The organism is Vibrio genomosp. F6 (assembly GCF_005146325.1).
In the GTDB taxonomy this organism is placed as follows: Bacteria; Pseudomonadota; Gammaproteobacteria; order Enterobacterales; family Vibrionaceae; genus Vibrio; species Vibrio cortegadensis.
On sequence record NZ_SYUT01000028.1, the window covers coordinates 1 to 17,586 of the forward strand.

The window sequence follows — 17,586 nt, forward strand, 5'->3', positions numbered from 1 at the left end:
TTCAGCGTACCACTACAGTCTTGTTGCAATTGATGGTGAAGGCGTCTAATAAGCGCCCATTTACCACGCAATGGGAATAATCCAAGATATGTAAATCGGCATGATAAGTGGCTAACGCAAGCGAGCTGATTGGCATCACTAAACTTAAGTCGTCGTATAACCTCATGATGAGATCATCCATCGATTTATGTGAGGCGATGTACTCACCAATAGAGGCAATTAGCTCAAGGTTAGACTCAATAGATTGCGCACTCTCAAGCTTAACTCGATCTGAGTTTAATTGATAAAGTTGTGAAAGGTAGCTTTTGTCTTTTTTCGTATGCAATTCAATGGAGAGCGTTTGTAACTCGTAGGCCCGCTTAATCAATTGGTATTTGTAATGTTCAGAACCAATCATTTCACTTTGCCTAAATATGATATTGGAAAAGCTTTGAATGGTTGCGGTGCTTCCTAACTGTTTCGCAAGTCTAATTCCATGTGATAAATAGGGTTCAAGTGCTCTATCAGGGAAATGATGGAGCAAGCACAGACAATATTCTTCAATCGCGTTTAGCATTTGAACATCGTCATTTATCTCTTCTGCACATTTTATGGTTTTGAAAAAATAGATTAGAGCACTGGAGTAGTCCTGTTTGATCTCCAAATAGGATGCGTAAGCACTGTAATAAAATAGCTGCCCTAATTGATTGGGGTAGGTTTCAAGGTTCTGCTTAAATTGTGAAAATAATTGAGCGCTTTTCTCTGTGTTACCAAGAATGGCATGGAGGTAAGCTAAATTCGTCACAATGGGTGTATAGCTAATGCATTCCTGATGCTCTATTTCTCGATACGCAAGAGCGAAATAAGAGCATGCTTGATCGTAGTCAGCCGCGTCTAGAAAGAGCATGCCAAATGTATTGTAGACCCGAGACGCTAGATTGGACTGGTTATGCTCTTTGCATTTGATGGCATTCGAAAGTGATGCAATGGCTTTACTGCTATCACCGATACGGTACAGGGCTAAACCAATAATAAAGTGTAGAGAGTTTTCTAATGTGACATAGCGATATTGCTGTGCGAGATCGAGAGCATGAATGTGCGTTTTAAGTGCTCGGTTAAAAAGCCCCTGACGATAAAGAATGTAGCCAGAAAAGAACAGCTCATAAGCGGTCGGAATGACAACATTATTGGCTTTTGCGTATTGCTCAACTTGTTGATATATCTCTTTTGCATTTTGACAAGAAGGTGCATCAATAATAGTTTGTAAGCTGTTATTGAGATAAAGTTTAAAGTTGTATGACACGAGCATTTTAAGAGTCCTCTCTAGATCCAGACGATTGTATGCAGTGTGATCAATATAATAAAGCGATAATTGTTAATATTTTGATGCAGAAGCCGTTATGTTGATGATTACTTTTCAGCATTTATCCAAGTAACCACCTTATTTACAAGGTCATACAGTAAGCATTACGCTTATGTGTACTGTTTGTTTGAAATAATTTAAAGGGAATGCTTTTGTTTGTTAAATATCGTTTTACACTCTTTGGCTGTGCAGCCATTCTCTTTTGGAGCTGTTTAACGGCTCTATCGCGTAATGTCACTGAACAGTTAGGTCCTGTAGGAGGTGCTGCTTGCTTATATACCGTCAGTGCTATTTTTTTATTACTGGTCATGGGGCCTCCGAAACTTAAAGGATTATCAGCCTCTTATGTTTTAGTTGGAGGAGGCTTGTTTGTTGTTTATGAGATTTTCCTAACCTTAGCGCTTGGTATGGCAAATGATCGTTTACAAGCAATGGAAATGGCGGTGATCAATTATTTATGGCCCGCATTCACGGTGTTATTTGCTGTGCTTACTAGCCCTAAAAAAACCAGTTGGCTTGTTTACCCTAGCATTATATTGGCTTTTTTTGGCGTAGCGTGGAGCATTAGTGGAGACGATGGACTGACGATCAGTAAGATCGTAGCTAACGTCGCGACGAACCCCGCCACTTATGCTATGGCGTTTTTTGGGGCGATCATATGGGCGATCTATTGCAACTTAACTAAACGTTTAGCTAATGGTCAAAATGCCATTACTCTTTTTTTCTCGGCAACGGCAATCGTCTTATGGACCCTATATGGGCTGAGTGACGAGGCAGGCATGACATTTAGCTTAGGTGCCGGGGTAGATCTCTTGTTGGCTGGTTTGGTTATGGGAAGTGGTTACGCGCTTTGGAATATCGCCATAATTGGTGGAAATATGATGCTATTGGCAACCATGTCCTACTTTACCCCTATATTGTCAACATTCTTGTCTTCGCTGATTTTAGGTGTCTCTTTAAGCTCTACCTTCTGGCAAGGTGTCGTAATGGTGACGGTGGGATCTCTGGTGTGCTATTGGGTAACAAAAGATAAGTCAATAAAAGCGTAACTCATTAAATTTAATAAAAGCATAAGCCTAAGGTGAGGCTTATGTTTTTATAGTATGTTTTTCACTAGAGATTGCTCGTAATTAGATACTGCACTTTACTAGATACTGCTCTTCATTAGATATTGGCTTGTTGGCGTGCTGAGTCATTGCGAGACGGTGAAATCTATTAGCTCGCAATATTTAGGTTTAGCTGAAGCTCAAAAGGAAGAGTAGATAAACGGCGATGCAAATTTTTTCGAGTACGTGCAATCTCGGTTGCAGCAATGCTATTACTCGCACAAGAGTGGACATCAACCGTCACTCTTAATTCTTGTCCCACTTTAGTGACGCCTGCTAACTCCAATTTTGCATTAGCTTCGCTGTCGCTATTCACGGCGTTAATTTCTTCATCAACTTTATCGCAAATCTCTCTATTTGGTGCCATGTTGAGCAATTCACGGACTGCACCTTTCAACATATCAAAAGGTACCTTGATAAAGTAGAACGACATCAACACCATCATCATGGGATCAGCATAAACAGAGTAAGCTGAGAAAGGTGACAATGTCACTAACCATGCTGCCACAAAGCCTGCTGTAACCGCAACACTGAGTAGCGTGTCCATTTGCCACTGTTTAGATTCCGCTTCAATCAATCCAGACGAGAAAGTACGACTCTTACGAGCAATATACCACCACGCATAACCACAACCGACCACATTGATTACGCCAAACAGAGTCGCAATCGACGCATCGACTTCGCGTCCACCATTAAAGAGCGCAATAATTGCCGAATAAAGAGAAAAGCCAACGACTGTTAATATTACCGCTCCTTTGATCGCAATAACGATGGGCTCAATAACGGCACGGCCATGTGGAAAAGAGGCGTCAGACGGTTTTTGAATGTATTTGGATGCGGCGAGTGACAATAATGTTAACAGTAAACTGACGAGAGAATAAACACCGTCAAATACGATTACTAAGGAGCCAACCAATAGACCAAGAACTAAACCACCGATAGCAAAGCCTGATGCTAAAAGGGCTGAAAAGATAAGAACTCGATTTTCGTTTTGGTTTGTCCTAGCACACATACAAATAATCCTAATTGGGAACACGCCTTCATTGTTCGCATCTTAGGCTAAATATACAATTGGTATCTGGCTGATATCATAGAGGATTGAAAGAGATAACTAATTAACCATTAATAAACAGATGCTTAGGTGGGATTTTGGCTGTCATTAAAATTGACGCTGACTGATGGTTATACCGCGTTAGTTAGAAGTCGAAGAGATAATCGCTCAATTTATCGGCTAGCCAAGTCATCCCTGGGTGCTCTGCCATACCTGCGGCGGTTAACATGCAGTAATCCTCTTGCGTTAGACCATAGGTGTGTTTAATGACCGCAATATCTTGCTGGCGGAGATGATGGCGAATGAGTGGCTCAGGTAATACCCCCCATGCATCCTCTGCTAAAATGGTATTGAGCATGTAATCAAAACTCGAAAAACCAAGGTAACGCAGAGAAAAAGGTTGAAGTTCAGGGTTATCTTTTTCGTTGAGATAGCTCATAGAGACTTGCATCGCATTACGTAAGTTAGCATCGGAGACCCGGCGCATTTTACTGAGAGGGTGGCTGGCTCGACACACCGACATCATGCGAATTTTACCTAATGGGTGATAGCTGATCCTTGGATCATTGTTTCGTTCGTAATCGACACCGAAGGCAAAGTCTACCTGTTGGGTCTCAACTAAATTGGCGAGATCACCACTCGATGCCAAAACAATATTAAATGAAGTTGAGGGGTAACGCTTGTTGAGATCCAGCGACAGCTCTTGCCACATTTCATCAGGCAAAGAGTCATCGCGTGCAATCCAAATCTCCGCATTAAACTCACCTGAAACATGAGAACAAGTCTGTTTGATTCTTGCCGCAGTGACCAACAAATCTTCGCAGTCTTTATAAATGGCTTTACCGGCTTCAGATAAAGTTAAATTGTTGCCACTACGAGTAAAAAGTTGAATATTGAGTTCTTTCTCAAACGCTTTAATCGCCATGCTGAGCTTAGTACGATTGCATTCAAGTTGGCGAGCGGCTTCCGAAACGGAACCAAGATCGGCAACGGTGCAGAATGCTTGAACTTGAGAAAGATTCATGAATATACCTAGATAAATACGACTCACCTAGAATACTTAATTATCGTTATGTTGCATACGACAGATTTGTGCAAAAGATTGGGCAATAACGCTATGAACTTGGAATCATTTTGGTTTACTCTATCGGCAGTTCCCGAATACAAGAAGTTACGATGGAGGCCATGATGGCAAACGAATGGGATGAATACGCAGTTAACTGGGAAAAAGATCAAGCTACGGGGCAGTTTTCGCAGTCTGTATTCAATGAGCTGGAAAAGCTCATAAACCTTGAAGATGTTCGTGTATTAGATTTTGGTTGTGGTACGGGCTTATTAAGCCAAAAACTCTCTCCACTAGTTAAAGACATTGTCGCCATAGACGGGTCTGAAGCCATGGTAGAAGAGTTGGACAAAAAAGAGTTACCTAATGTTGAACCTGTTGTGGACCTGCTGTCACGAGGTTTAGCTGCGCAGCACCCTGCGTTTAGACGTCAATTTGATTTGGTTGTGGCGTCATCAGTATGTGGTTTTCTCCCAAATTTCCAAGATAGTGTGAGCTTAATTTATACTCTCTTGGAAGATGATGGTCTGTTTGTTCACTGGGATTGGTTAGTGGAAGATGAAAATGCTAACTATGGTCTAAGCGTACAAAAAATTGAAAATGTCTTATCAGCCGCTGGTTTTGATGATGTACAAGTGTCAGTTCCGTTTGAAATTGATGCAGGCAAAGGGGCACAGAAAGTGGTCATGGGTGTCGGTCGAAGAGGTGTGTTTCAGTAACCTTGATTTCAATATCGTCGAGTTGAGTATCGTCGCTCTAAATACCTAAGAAAATACTTCCCTTATAATTGAATTGTTTCGCAGTTGCTTTTTAAAAGTGACTGCGGCAATTTATCTTCAGTCTTCAGTCTTCAGTCTTCAGTCTTCAGTCTTCAGTCTTCAGTCTTCAGTCTTCAGTCTTCAGTCTTCAGTCTTCAGTCTTTCTATTTTTCTATAACTAATGGTTTTATGGTTATATTTGTAACGTTATTCGTGCTGAGAATGGCTTTTCTTCTATAAAATAACGCTTGTGAGAAATTTATGAGATTTATGTGAGGGTGCTGCTAGATCTCACAACCATCATCATTGTGTCGAAAACAATTTATTTCGAAACATAGGATGGACAGAACATGGAAAATACTAAAAAACTCACCCCAATGATGACCGCATCTTTAGCCGTTGTCGGTATGCTTTCAAGTGTTAGCTCACAAGCCGCAGATTTGGACATTACGCTGACTAATGCCACTAAAGGTATTTACTTCACACCAATTCTTGTTGCCGCGCATGACTCAACTATTTCGCTATTTAAAACAGGTGAATCGGCAAGTGCTGAGTTAGAGGCGATGGCAGAGGGTGGTGATATTTCAGGATTGTCATCTGCTGTGACGAACGCTGGTGGGGTTGTGGAAGAAAATCCAGCATCAGGGATTTTGAATCCGGGCGTCTCTGCTTCTGTTTCAATTGATACTGGCTCTCATCAATATCTTTCATTAGGCGCGATGCTGCTACCAACGAACGATGGTTTTGTTGGTTTAGATAGCTGGAAAATTCCGACAGAACCGGGCACTTATAAAGTCTCCTTAAATGGCTATGATGCTGGTACTGAAGCGAATGATGAATTAGCGGCAAGTATGCCAAACCCTCCATTTATCACTTTTGGTTTAAACGGAACGGGAGTTGAAACAGCGGTGACTAATAGTAAAGTTCATATTCATCCTGGGAACCTTGGGGACAGCGATGCAACGGGTGGTAAGAGCGACCTAGATTCAAGCAGTCATCGTTGGTTAAATCCTGTGGCGACTCTGACAATTACGGTTAACTAAGGAGCTCGCTATGAAATATCGTATATTAATACTTGCGGCTTCGGTGGGACTATTAGCAGGGTGTCCTGATGACTCCGATAAAGACCTAATCCAAACATTTACCATCACGGTTGAGAACCAAACGGCCAATCAGCCAATGTCGCCTTTGGTTGTTCTTGGGCATAACAGTGATTATCACTTATTTAATATTGGGCAAGCCTCTTCTGTTGCGTTGGAGATGTTGGCTGAGTCTGGTGATAACAGCATGCTGCTTGATAGAGTCAATACCAACAGTGATGTGTATCAAGCTAAGGCGGGGGCGGGTTTAATTCTTCCGGGAGCATCAGACACTGTGTCGATCACGCTTAACCCTTATCAATCGTCGCATCTCTCTTTAGCGAGTATGTTGGTGAATACCAATGATGCTTTTGTCGGGGAAACCGATCTTAAAACAACAGGGTTTAGTGTTGGTCAACGTTACACCATGTCTATGGATGTTTGGGATTCGGGAACGGAAGCGAATTCCGAAACTGCGGCGACGGTTCCGGGCCCCGCAGGCGGTGGGGAAGGCTTTAACAGCGCAAGAGATGATAACGACATCGTTACCTTTCATTCCGGCGTTATAAGCCAAGATGATGGGTTGGCTGCATCTGCATTGAATGCGACACATCGCTTCTTAAATCCGGGGGCAAAACTGATCATTACCCGAGTTAAGTAACCTTAATTATCATTTTGTGAAATATTTCCTCCTTCATTCCGGTCATGTTGATGGGTTGCAGGAATGAGGGAAGGGAATGCTAAATTCTGAAATGATTACGCCAGTGAACATCTTAATTGTCGAAGATGATGATGATTTAGCTGGGCTGATTCACATGCACTTAGGTTTTCAAGGGCACAGCGTTACTCGTGTGAATCAGTTATCTAAAGCCAAAGAATTAATGAAATCGGACTCTTTTTCTTTGATGATTTTGGATAGAGGTTTACCCGATGGTGATGGTTTGTTGCTGAGTTATGAGTTGCGGCAACAGGGAAACCATATTCCTATCTTAATGCTGACGGCGCGAGATTCTGAGGTGGATAAGGTGGAAGGGTTAGAGTCTGGTGCAGATGATTACCTGACCAAGCCATTTAGTGTTCTAGAGTTTCAAGCCAGAGTGAGAACCATTCTTCGCAGGCAAGAGCAGATGAGTCAACGATCACAACAAAAACCCGAAGCCACTTCCGATAGACAACTCACCAACCAAATGCCCATAGGTGATGTTCCGATAGATAATGCTTTGGAAGAGCAATCCTCAGCAGATACCAGTTTGGTAGACCACTCTGCGATAGATCCCCACCCAACAAATAACGCCTCTTTGAGTGAAAAAAGGGATGCTGCAAACCTACCTCCATCGGCGCAACTCCAGTTTGGGCAACTGTTTATTTGTCCTGAACAGCATCATGTCAAACTGGCTGAACGTACCGTGGCGTTAACGGCGACTGAATTTTCACTGCTGCACTTTTTAGCGAAGCGACCGGGGCGGGTCTATAGCAAGGACGAACTGTTAGATCATGTTTGGAACACTCAATATGAAGGCTATCAACATACGGTTTGTAGCACCGTGAACCGCTTACGTAGCAAATTAGAAACTCACTCAAACAACCAGCGATTTATTCATACGGTTTGGGGTGTGGGGTACAAATTCCAAAATGGTATGGACTAACGGTTTGTACTATTTCAAAGATAAACAGTGCCGCTTACGGCCAGTAAGATAAGGTGAGCCATGAGTTTTAAAATCCGTCTACTGTTGCTTACCTTTATTTGGTTTTTTGCATCGTCCGTTGCGATGACTGTGATGTATCAAAATCAGCAGATAAAAGTGGAGCTACGTACCAAGCAGAGTTTGCATAAAGATCTGGCTGCTCATATGCGAGACGATAATCCTTTGATGATTGGAACGGATTATAACCCTGTCGCACTGAAATCTATTTTCCATACCCTCATGCTAATTGGACCTGATTTTGAGATCTATTTTCTTGATGCGTCAGGAAACGTAACCAGCCATGCTGCGCCTAAAGATGCATTCGTGAGCAAGCAAATCTCTACTGAACCCATCAAAGCGTTTATTGCGGGGGAACCTTACCCGATTTTGGGGGATGACCCTCGAAATCCGAGCGGAAACAAAGTGTTTTCAGTGGCTCCAATCAAAGAGTTCGGTTCAACGGTGGGTTATCTCTATGTGGTTATTGGCAGTGAGCAGCATACTAGTCTTATTAACTCTGAAACCAGAACCCCACTTTTTTGGGCGTTAATGCTCGGTTTTGTCACGATTGTCGGGTTCAGTATTGTCGCTTATTGGTTAGTGAAAATGAGCCTGCTCAAGCCTATTGAGGTCGTAACAAAAGATTTAGAACAACAAGCAGACAAAGATTTCCGTTTAAGCCCTAACTTTATCAACCAAGTCCCAGAGCTAAAACCGATTGCTCAACATTATCAATTGGCGGCAAAACGCATTCAGCAGCAGTTCTTACAATTAGAATTTCAATCGTCGGCGCAGCACTCTCAACTCATGCAAATAAGCCATGACCTGAAAACTCCGCTATCGAGCGTGTTAGGTTATTTAGAGACTTGGAGGCTCCAGCAGCAACAGCCAGATCCTATGATCGATGTGGCTTATAAAAATGCTCTTAAATTGTCAGAACAGTTGCAAACTCAACTCAATATGGCAAAGCAAGAACGCCTCATGCCGAGTTATCATCAAGAGCCAATTAATCTAGCCTCACTGGTGGAAGACGTCGTAGAAGCTACAAAGATTGAGTTAACGAAAAAGCACTTAACATTGGTGTTTGACGATAAATCTTACCCAACGATTGAAGGGGATAAATTATTGCTTTCAAGGTTATTTGAAAATTTATTTGAAAATGCTATCCGCCACAGTCCGGAAGGTTCAGCTATTGAACTTAACGTTGATGTGGCTAAGAAGGATGCTTCACTTTACATCACATTGATTAATCAAGCAGAAGATGATTCTGAGAGTGGTTCACTAGGGATCGGAGTTAAAATTATTAAATCAATTTTGATGCTGCACCACAGCGCTTTGAGCACAGTGCAGACGAAGGGGATGTATCAACAATCATTTCGTCTGCCTTTGTGTTTATAGAATTCAATATAAGGCTTAAATAAAGGGGTCGCTGTTTCCAATTTGGAAATTGATAATTCTATATGTTTCATTTGTGGAAATTCACTATCTGACTTACAGTGTTCCCATATTAAACATAGGGTTTTAAGTCGATAGGATTTAAGCATGAGCCAGCAAGCATTTAACGCCACACAACAGAGATTCCAAGAGATCATTACGGATGCACACCTTTCGCCAAAGCAAAAGTCTCAATATCTTGCTTTAGAAGCGGAAGCGAGCTTACCGTATATGCCAATTTCAGATGCAGCAAAAGAAGCGTTAGATAGCGGTGTTCTGTGTGACATGTTTGAAGGGCATGCTCCTTATAAACCTCGTTACGTGTTACCTGATTACGCAAAATTCTTACGTCAAGGCTCTGAGCATTTAGAACTTGAAGCGGCAAGCAATTTTGATGAAGCGCTGAATTTGCTCACGATCCTTTACCATCATGTTCCTTCGGTGACTTCTATCCCTGTTTACCTTGGTCAACTCGATGATGTGTTGCTGCCTTATGTTGGTGATTTAACTGAAGCGCAGATTTACCAAAAACTGAAACTGTTTTGGATCATGCTGGATCGCACTCTGCCAGATGCGTTTATGCATGTGAATATTGGCCCAAGTGATAACATCATTTGCCGTACTATCTTACGTGTGGATGCAGAGCTAAAACAGATCGCTCCGAACCTGACTTTCATGTACGACCCAGCGGTGACGCCTGATTCACTATTGCGCCAAGCGGCAAGTAACATCTGTGAATGCAGTAAACCTCATATCGCAAACTACCCAATCCACGCGAATGTTTATGGTGATAAAAAGTTCGGTATCGTAAGCTGCTATAACTCACTGCCACTGGCGGGTGGGTCGAACACACTGGTTCGTATGAATTTAAAAGAAGTGGCACTAAAATCGAATGATCGTGTGGATTTCTTAAACCAAGTGCTACCTTCCTTCTGTAAAGTGATGTTCGATCTGATTGATGAGCGTAGTCGCTTTTTGCATGAGGAGTCGAACTTCTTCCAAGGGTTCTTAACCACTGAAGGCTTAATTGATGAGTCTCGCTTCGCGCCAATGTTTGGCATTTATGGCATGGCTGAAGCGGTCAATATCCTAGTGGAGAAAGAGGGAATTACGGCTCAATATGGTCAAGATGAAGAAGCAAATCAACTTGGTCATAGAATTTCTAAAAAACTGGCGGAGATCGTTGAGTCGACTACGGTTAAATATGGCTTGGAAGGAAAAGCTTTATTGCACGCTCAAGGCGGTATCAGTTTAGATGATGGCGTGACTCCGGGTGTTCGTATTCCATATGGAACGGAACCGGATCCTGTGAGTTATGTACGCGCGACGGCAGAACACCATCAGTACTATACTTCTGGAATCAGCGATATTTTAACGATTGATCAGACGGTGAAATCTAACCCAGAAGCGATGTTTAACCTTTGTAAAGGGGCGCTGCAGCTTGGTTATCGGGAGTTTACCGCTAACGTTGAATCGAATGATTTGATCCGCGTAACGGGCTATATGGTTAAGCTCTCTGACATCGCAAAATTCTCAGAGCAAGGCTCCAGAACCAATACGACATTCTTAGGTGCAGAAGCGGCGAAAAATACGGGGATTCTAGAACGTAAACCAAGAGTGGCGAGCTTCGAAATGTCGCCAAGCTTCGAATAATTCTGTAAAAATACTAACAACTCATGGCTAGGGTTAATATAAAAAGTACTACAGAAAAACAAGCGAAGGTCAGCCGTGTGCTGACCTTCTCTTGTGTCGATGGGCCGGGAAACCGGCTTGTCATTTTTTTGCAAGGGTGTAATTTCGATTGTATATCGTGCCATAACCCTCATACCATTAATCACTGTAACCATTGCGGTGATTGCGTTTCTCACTGCCCAGCCGATGCGCTGTCTTTAGATGCAGATCTAAAAGTTAAGTGGGACCCATCAAAATGCACGCAATGTGATAAATGCATTGATGTTTGCCAGCACAAGTCCAACCCCAAAATACAACACTTCTCAGTGAGCCAGATGATTGAGTTGATCCGCAAAAACCATGTGTTCTTAAGTGGTATTACGGTTTCTGGTGGGGAAGCAACCTTGCAAATAGGCTTTATTGTCGATCTCTTTAAAGCGATAAAGCAGGATGCAGAGTTAAACCATTTAAGCTGTTTTATTGATAGTAATGGTTCGCTTTCATTATCTGGATGGCAAAAGGTTGAGCCATACTTCGATGGCGCGATGATCGATTTGAAAGCGTGGCAGAATGAGACTCATCAATGGCTTGTTGGGCGAGATAATCATCGAGTGTTTCAGTCGATGGCTTACCTTGCAGAAGTTGAAAAACTCTATGAAGTCCGCCTGCTGCACATTCCCGGAAAGACGGATCTGCAAAGTGAAGTGGAAAGTGTTGGTCACTATTTAAATCGCCTGCCGGAAAGCGTGAAAGTGCGTCTCAATGCGTTTCAACACCATGGTGTAATTGGTGAGGCTTTGCAGTGGGAAACGTGTGGAGAGGTGGATATGATGGCGTTCCATCAAGAGCTGATTCAGTATGTTAAGCGCGACATTCAACTTCCTTCTGTCTATATGTAAGCACTATTCTTAAGTGTTCTGTTATTTATAAAATCAAACTTCATCCTATTACTCATCAAGTGGTTGTTCTTCATATAAAAATTATTAGAATATTTTTAGACATTAAAAATAGTTGATAGATATTAGTTTCATAGTGTTGTCGTGTATTTGTGAACGTGTCGGCAAGTTTTATTCTTAAGGCTTAAATATTGGTTGTAGAGTTCACAGTTATTTTATTTGTGTGCATACTCAAATCATGGCTTACAATATAGTGAGTATAACGTTTCATTCTGGATTTCAACATAGGAACATCAAGTGAATATGTACCTTAAGTGGCAATCTACCTCATGGCTAACCATGTTAGCTTGGTATACTCTCGATCATCAGCTTTCATTCCACCTTTCTTCTGAATAGAGTGTGTTCATTGGCGTCTCTCGCCATATAGCGCAATGTGCGCAGTATAACCTCATCAATTTGTACCACTTTCTTGAAACTATTTTCGTATGATTGATCTATATTAAATTGATCTGTGGTGATGTTGGTTATTCGTTTCGCTAAAACGAAACCCTCTTTAAATATTGTGTTTCTACTCTTTTTCTCTTGAACTATTAAACGAGTCATTCATTTAAATTAGACAAAATATGCTCGTGTAATAGTCGGAACGCAATTCTCTATATAGAGAAGTTAATAGATGAACTAATTTGGTGTGTCAGCATCAAGTGAATGAAAAGGCATTATTATGGAAAACTTTAAGCACTTACCAGAACCATTTCGTATCCGTGTTGTTGAGCCTGTAAAACGTACGACTCGTGAATACCGTGAGCAAGCTATTATTAAAGCAGGAATGAATCCGTTTTTACTTGATAGCGATGATGTGTTTATTGATCTGTTAACCGATAGCGGTACAGGGTCCATCACTCAGCGTATGCAAGCGGCAATGTTGATGGGTGATGAAGCGTACAGTGGCAGCCGTAGTTACTACGCTCTGTCGAATGCTGTGAAAGATATTTTCGGCTACGAAATGACCATTCCAACTCATCAAGGTCGTGGTGCTGAGCAAATCTATATTCCAGTGTTGATTAAAAAACGCGAGATGGAAAAGGGCTTAGATCGCAGTAAAATGGTGGCTCTGTCTAACTACTTCTTCGATACCACTCAAGGACATACACAAATTAACTGCTGCATGGCGAAAAACGTCTATCTTGACGATGCATTCGACACCGCAGTGAGCGCAGACTTTAAAGGAAACTTCGACCTGATCAAACTAGAAGAGGCGATCATCGAAGCAGGTGCAGCGAATGTTCCATACATTGTAAGTACTATCACTTGTAACTCAGCGGGTGGTCAGCCTGTTTCAATTGCAAACCTTAAAGCGGTCTACGAGATTGCGCAAAAATACGATATTCCCGTGATCATGGACTCCGCTCGATACGCAGAAAATGCGTTCTTCATCCAGCAGCGTGAAGAGGGGTATCAAGATTGGACGATCGAACAGATCACTCGTGAATCATACAAATATGCTGATGGTCTTGCGATGTCAGCGAAGAAAGACGCCATGGTTCAAATGGGTGGTTTGCTTTGCTTTAAAGATGAATCATTGATGGATGTGTACACTGAATGTCGCACTCTATGTGTGGTTCAAGAAGGTTTTCCAACATACGGTGGACTTGAAGGCGGAGCTATGGAACGCCTTGCGGTTGGTCTTTATGACGGTATGCGCCAAGATTGGTTAGAGTACCGCATTGGTCAGGTGCAATATTTGGTCGATGGGTTAGAAGCGCTAGGCATTGTGTGTCAGCAAGCTGGTGGTCACGCTGCATTTGTGGATGCGGGTAAACTTCTACCTCATATTCCTGCTGAGCAATTCCCTGCCCATGCCCTTGCGTGTGAGTTATACAAAGTGGCTGGTATTCGCGCCGTTGAGATTGGGTCGTTGCTATTGGGTCGTGATCCTGCGACAGGTAAGCAGCATCCGTGTCCTGCTGAATTGTTACGTTTGACCATTCCTCGTGCGACATACACTCAAACCCACATGGACTTTGTTATTGAAGCGTTTGAGAAAGTGAAAGCGAATGCGAAGAATGTAAAAGGGTTAGATTTTATTTATGAGCCTGCGGTTCTGCGCCACTTCACTGCTCGACTACAAGAAGTTGAAGCTCCGGTTGAAGCTCCGGTAAACAAAGAAGAAAACGCGTTGGCTGAGGCATAATGTCATCGTTGTAAACGTAGGTTAAATGTAGATAAATGCAGCTAAATTTAGTTCAAACATAGCTTAAACACAGTTAAAGCGCGGCCATCAAGGTCGCGCTTTTTTATACTCACACCGCAAACTGACGTAATTGAGTACGCAGCCAAGTCATGGCTTGATCGTTCATGTTTGGCTTATTCCAGACCAAGCTATAAGCTACTTTTCCGTAATCAAACGGCAATGATTTTTGCACTAGACCTCGGGCTTGTAATGCCTTTTCAGCCCAACACTTTGAACTGGTAAATAGGAAATCAGTGTGGTGGCACAGTACGGCTGCTGAGCCAAAATCAGCCACAGATATCGCAATCTCTCTTGAGTGATGCTGCTGTGTTAGGTTTTGCTCAAAGTAGGGAATCGAGAGTTCCTTATCCAAAATCCCAATATGTTTATTCGCAAGATAGGACTCAATCGTGAGCGTTTGATCACTCAGCGGGTGGCTTGGGTGCATGATGCAAACCATCTCATCATCTAATATTCGTTCCCACACCAGATCTTTATCATTGGTCGGAGGTTGGCTAATATCATGCGGAAGAATAATAAAATCAACCTGCCCACTGAGTAATGCATCAAACCCCAAGTGTTCTTTCGAATGGATATTGAAACGCGCAAGAGGTGCATCTTTGGCTGCAATTTGAGCAAGCGTCGGAGCGAAAATTTCGAAAGCACTCTCACGCATCGAGAGACAAAACGAACCATTATACGTCGCGGGGTTGAACTGCTCTTGGTGAAGCAAACCGTTCATGCTCGCTAAGATAGAATGTACGGTTGGACCAATTTTTAAAGCAAACGGTGTTGGGATCAATTGAGTCCCATCACGATAGAAAAGCTCGTCATTGAGCAGTGATCGGAGTTGAGAAAGTGTTTTACTGACGCTTGATGGGCTGACACATAGTTGTTCAGCAGTGAGAGTCACACTATGGCTATTGAGCATAATGTGTAATGCCGTTAAGTGTTTCAAGCTAATCCGAGATAGGTGTACGTAATCCATCAATTTTTCTCATAGGAGAGGGGGGAACTCGGGGAGTATAACGTCATCATTGAGCATCATAAAATGAATCTCAAGATAATGACGTTATTTATAGCGATACGGCTATAGCGATACAGCGAAAGAGTTAAGTGGATGGATACAGTTCCGCAATTTCATCGAGAACGTCAGGGTTGGCGATGGCGCTGAGATTTTTAACCTGAATGCCATGCACAATATTTTTAACTGCTGATTCCACCAGCTTCCCAGATTTGGTTTTAGGAATGTCGCTGATCGAGTGAACGATAGCAGGAACATGGCGCGGGGAGCATTTGGTTCTTAATGTTTGAGCGATTAACTGTTTTAAATCATCATTCAGACTGAATCCATCACATAGTTTTACAAAAAGTACGATTCGCTCATCGCCTTGAAACTGTTCTCCAATGGCAATGGAATCCTCTATCGCATCAAGCTGATTGACCTGTTGATATATTTCAGCACTGCCAATTCTCACGCCTCCTGGATTTAAGGTAGTGTCACTGCGTCCATAGAAAATCATGCCATGCGTTGAGGTTTGCACTACATCGTCACCATGGTGCCAGATATTTGGAAATTTATCCCAATACGCTTGGTGGTAGCGCTCACCGTCATCTCCCCAAAAGCCAATCGGCTGATTTGGGAAACTGTTCAAACACACTAATTCACCGCGTTGTTGTTCAATGCCTAATCCAGTATCTGAAAACACTCTTACGTCCATGCCAAGCGCTGAATTTTGGCATTCTCCACGATAAACAGGAGATATTGGGTTACCTAATACAAAGCAGCCACAAATATCCGTTCCTCCCGAAATGGAGGCTAAATGAATATCCTGTTTGATATGAGAATAAACGAAATCAAATTGTTCAGGATACAAGGCGGATCCTGTTGAGCAGAGAGTTCGTAATGCGTGTAAATTATAAGTCGATTGGGGGCTGATACTCTGTTTTTGTAACGCTTCCAGATACTTCGCTGAAGTACCAAAAAGACTGACTTCAGCATGCTCCGCCAGTTCCCATAACGTATCTGCTGTTGGGTACATTGGACTGCCGTCATAAATCACTAAGGTTGCTCCACTTGCTAATGTCGAAACATGCCAGTTCCACATCATCCAGCCGCAAGTTGTGTAGTAAAAAACGCGGTCGCTAGGCTTAATATCGCAGTGCAGCTGATGTTCTTTCAAGTGATTGAGCGTTGTGCCCCCAACAGAATGAGTGATGCATTTGGGTTTTCCCGTTGTGCCTGAGGAATAAAGAACGAAGAGGGGATCATTAAAAGCAACACGCTCGAATTGCACTTCACGCGCAGAGAAGCATGAGAGTAAATCATCCCAATGTGTCAATGCTGAGTTCTCTGATTGATTAGAAGGAAAACCTGCGGAGGGTTCTAGATATTCAATTTCACAAACATGGGTAATACTCGATATGGCATTGACGATGACCCTGTTTTTATCGCCCATAAGGTGAGTCTTGCCATTAAAGGTATAACCATTACAACAGAATAAAACTTTCGGTTTAACTTGTTCAAAACGCTCAATAACGCTGCTTGCACCGAAGTCGGGTGAAGTGGATGTCCAAATAGCGCCTAAGCTTGTGGTCGCAAGCATTGCCACGAGAGTTTGAGGTAAATATGGGAGGTAACCAGCGACGACATCTCCCTTGCCTACGCCATTATTTTTCAGCCATTGTTGAGTAACGGATACTTGTTCATATAACTCCAGCCAAGAAACCTTGTGCTGATGCCCTCGTTCGTTTTTAAACCAAACCACAATCTCATTTGGGGTTTTGTGGGCGTAACATAAAAGGTTTTCTGCATAGTTTAACTGAGCTTGTGGGAACCAAATGGAATCTCTAGGGGGACTATAATCGCCCCATTTGGCTCTTCCTGTATCAATGATGCATTCTCCTTGAGAGCCGATGACACCGCAATACTCCCAGGTTTCTTTCCAAAACGATCTTGGTTCTGTTATCGACCATTGGTGGAGTGGTTGATAGCCATCAAGATCCATGTCTTGCGCATTAAGACGTTCAATAAATCCATGCAGAAGTGAAGAGTTTACTCGCTGTTGAGTTGGTATCCATACCGGTTCTGAATCTGACATTGTTCCCTCATTGTCGATTTTTGATCAATTATCGAACAAGTTTTGACTTCAATTGAGCCAAAGTCAAACATTCCCACAAGAAATATAAGTATGAAAAATAAGAAAAAAACACAAAGTTGTAAACAATATGTTACATCGATTAACTGGTTGATTTTGAAAGAGGGTTGGCG

The 17,586-nt window shown here is 42.5% G+C and carries 14 protein-coding genes; 9 read left to right on the forward strand and 5 right to left on the reverse strand.

Going from position 1 to position 17,586, the window contains the following annotated elements:
- Window position 1: 1 nt before the first annotated feature.
- Window positions 2-1,288, reverse strand: a complete 1,287-nt coding sequence (locus FCV43_RS11440) for a hypothetical protein (RefSeq protein ID WP_136995249.1) — start codon at window positions 1,286-1,288, stop codon at window positions 2-4.
- A gap of 200 nt (window positions 1,289-1,488) precedes the next feature.
- Between FCV43_RS11440 and yddG the strand changes: the two genes are divergently transcribed.
- Window positions 1,489-2,391, forward strand: a complete 903-nt coding sequence (yddG, locus tag FCV43_RS11445; RefSeq protein WP_371729916.1) for an aromatic amino acid DMT transporter YddG — start codon at window positions 1,489-1,491, stop codon at window positions 2,389-2,391.
- A gap of 166 nt (window positions 2,392-2,557) precedes the next feature.
- Here the strand turns inward: yddG and FCV43_RS11450 are convergent, their stop codons facing one another.
- Together FCV43_RS11450 and FCV43_RS11455 are read right to left on the reverse strand one after the other, a co-directional pair.
- Window positions 2,558-3,460: a cation diffusion facilitator family transporter gene (locus tag FCV43_RS11450; protein WP_017054622.1), complete on the reverse strand. Its 903-nt coding sequence runs from the start codon at window positions 3,458-3,460 to the stop codon at window positions 2,558-2,560.
- A 184-nt stretch (window positions 3,461-3,644) separates the two neighbouring features.
- Window positions 3,645-4,523, reverse strand: a complete 879-nt coding sequence (locus FCV43_RS11455) for a LysR family transcriptional regulator (protein ID WP_017054623.1) — start codon at window positions 4,521-4,523, stop codon at window positions 3,645-3,647.
- Between the two features lie 164 nt (window positions 4,524-4,687).
- Here FCV43_RS11455 and FCV43_RS11460 point away from each other — a divergent pair, with 164 nt between their 5' ends.
- From FCV43_RS11460 to tnaA, 8 genes are all read left to right on the forward strand, one after another.
- A complete protein-coding gene (locus FCV43_RS11460) occupies window positions 4,688-5,281 on the forward strand; it encodes a class I SAM-dependent DNA methyltransferase (protein ID WP_136995251.1) in 594 nt (197 codons plus the stop codon).
- Window positions 5,282-5,697: 416 nt separating this feature from the next.
- Window positions 5,698-6,363 (forward strand): spondin domain-containing protein, encoded by a 666-nt coding sequence (locus FCV43_RS11465; RefSeq protein ID WP_371730027.1) that lies wholly within the window; start codon window positions 5,698-5,700, stop codon window positions 6,361-6,363.
- A 10-nt stretch (window positions 6,364-6,373) separates the two neighbouring features.
- Window positions 6,374-7,060, forward strand: coding sequence for a spondin domain-containing protein (locus FCV43_RS11470; RefSeq protein ID WP_136995252.1), 687 nt, complete (start codon window positions 6,374-6,376; stop codon window positions 7,058-7,060).
- A 76-nt stretch (window positions 7,061-7,136) separates the two neighbouring features.
- Entirely contained in the window at window positions 7,137-8,045 is a 909-nt protein-coding gene (locus FCV43_RS20635; RefSeq protein ID WP_240697154.1) for a response regulator transcription factor, read from the forward strand.
- A gap of 60 nt (window positions 8,046-8,105) precedes the next feature.
- Window positions 8,106-9,482 (forward strand): sensor histidine kinase, encoded by a 1,377-nt coding sequence (locus FCV43_RS11485; protein ID WP_136995253.1) that lies wholly within the window; start codon window positions 8,106-8,108, stop codon window positions 9,480-9,482.
- A 144-nt stretch (window positions 9,483-9,626) separates the two neighbouring features.
- Complete coding sequence (locus tag FCV43_RS11490) at window positions 9,627-11,171, forward strand: YjjI family glycine radical enzyme (protein WP_136995254.1); 1,545 nt, start codon at window positions 9,627-9,629, stop codon at window positions 11,169-11,171.
- 23 nt (window positions 11,172-11,194) lie between these two features.
- Entirely contained in the window at window positions 11,195-12,088 is an 894-nt protein-coding gene (locus tag FCV43_RS11495) for a YjjW family glycine radical enzyme activase (RefSeq protein ID WP_136995255.1), read from the forward strand.
- A 718-nt stretch (window positions 12,089-12,806) separates the two neighbouring features.
- A complete protein-coding gene (gene tnaA, locus FCV43_RS11500) occupies window positions 12,807-14,276 on the forward strand; it encodes a tryptophanase (RefSeq protein ID WP_136995256.1) in 1,470 nt (489 codons plus the stop codon).
- A gap of 109 nt (window positions 14,277-14,385) precedes the next feature.
- On the opposite strand, the gene FCV43_RS11505 is transcribed toward tnaA, so the two are convergent.
- Window positions 14,386-15,303, reverse strand: a complete 918-nt coding sequence (locus tag FCV43_RS11505; RefSeq protein WP_136995257.1) for a LysR family transcriptional regulator — start codon at window positions 15,301-15,303, stop codon at window positions 14,386-14,388.
- Window positions 15,304-15,427: 124 nt separating this feature from the next.
- Window positions 15,428-17,416, reverse strand: coding sequence for an acetoacetate--CoA ligase (locus FCV43_RS11510; RefSeq protein WP_136995258.1), 1,989 nt, complete (start codon window positions 17,414-17,416; stop codon window positions 15,428-15,430).
- Window positions 17,417-17,586 lie beyond the last annotated feature (170 nt).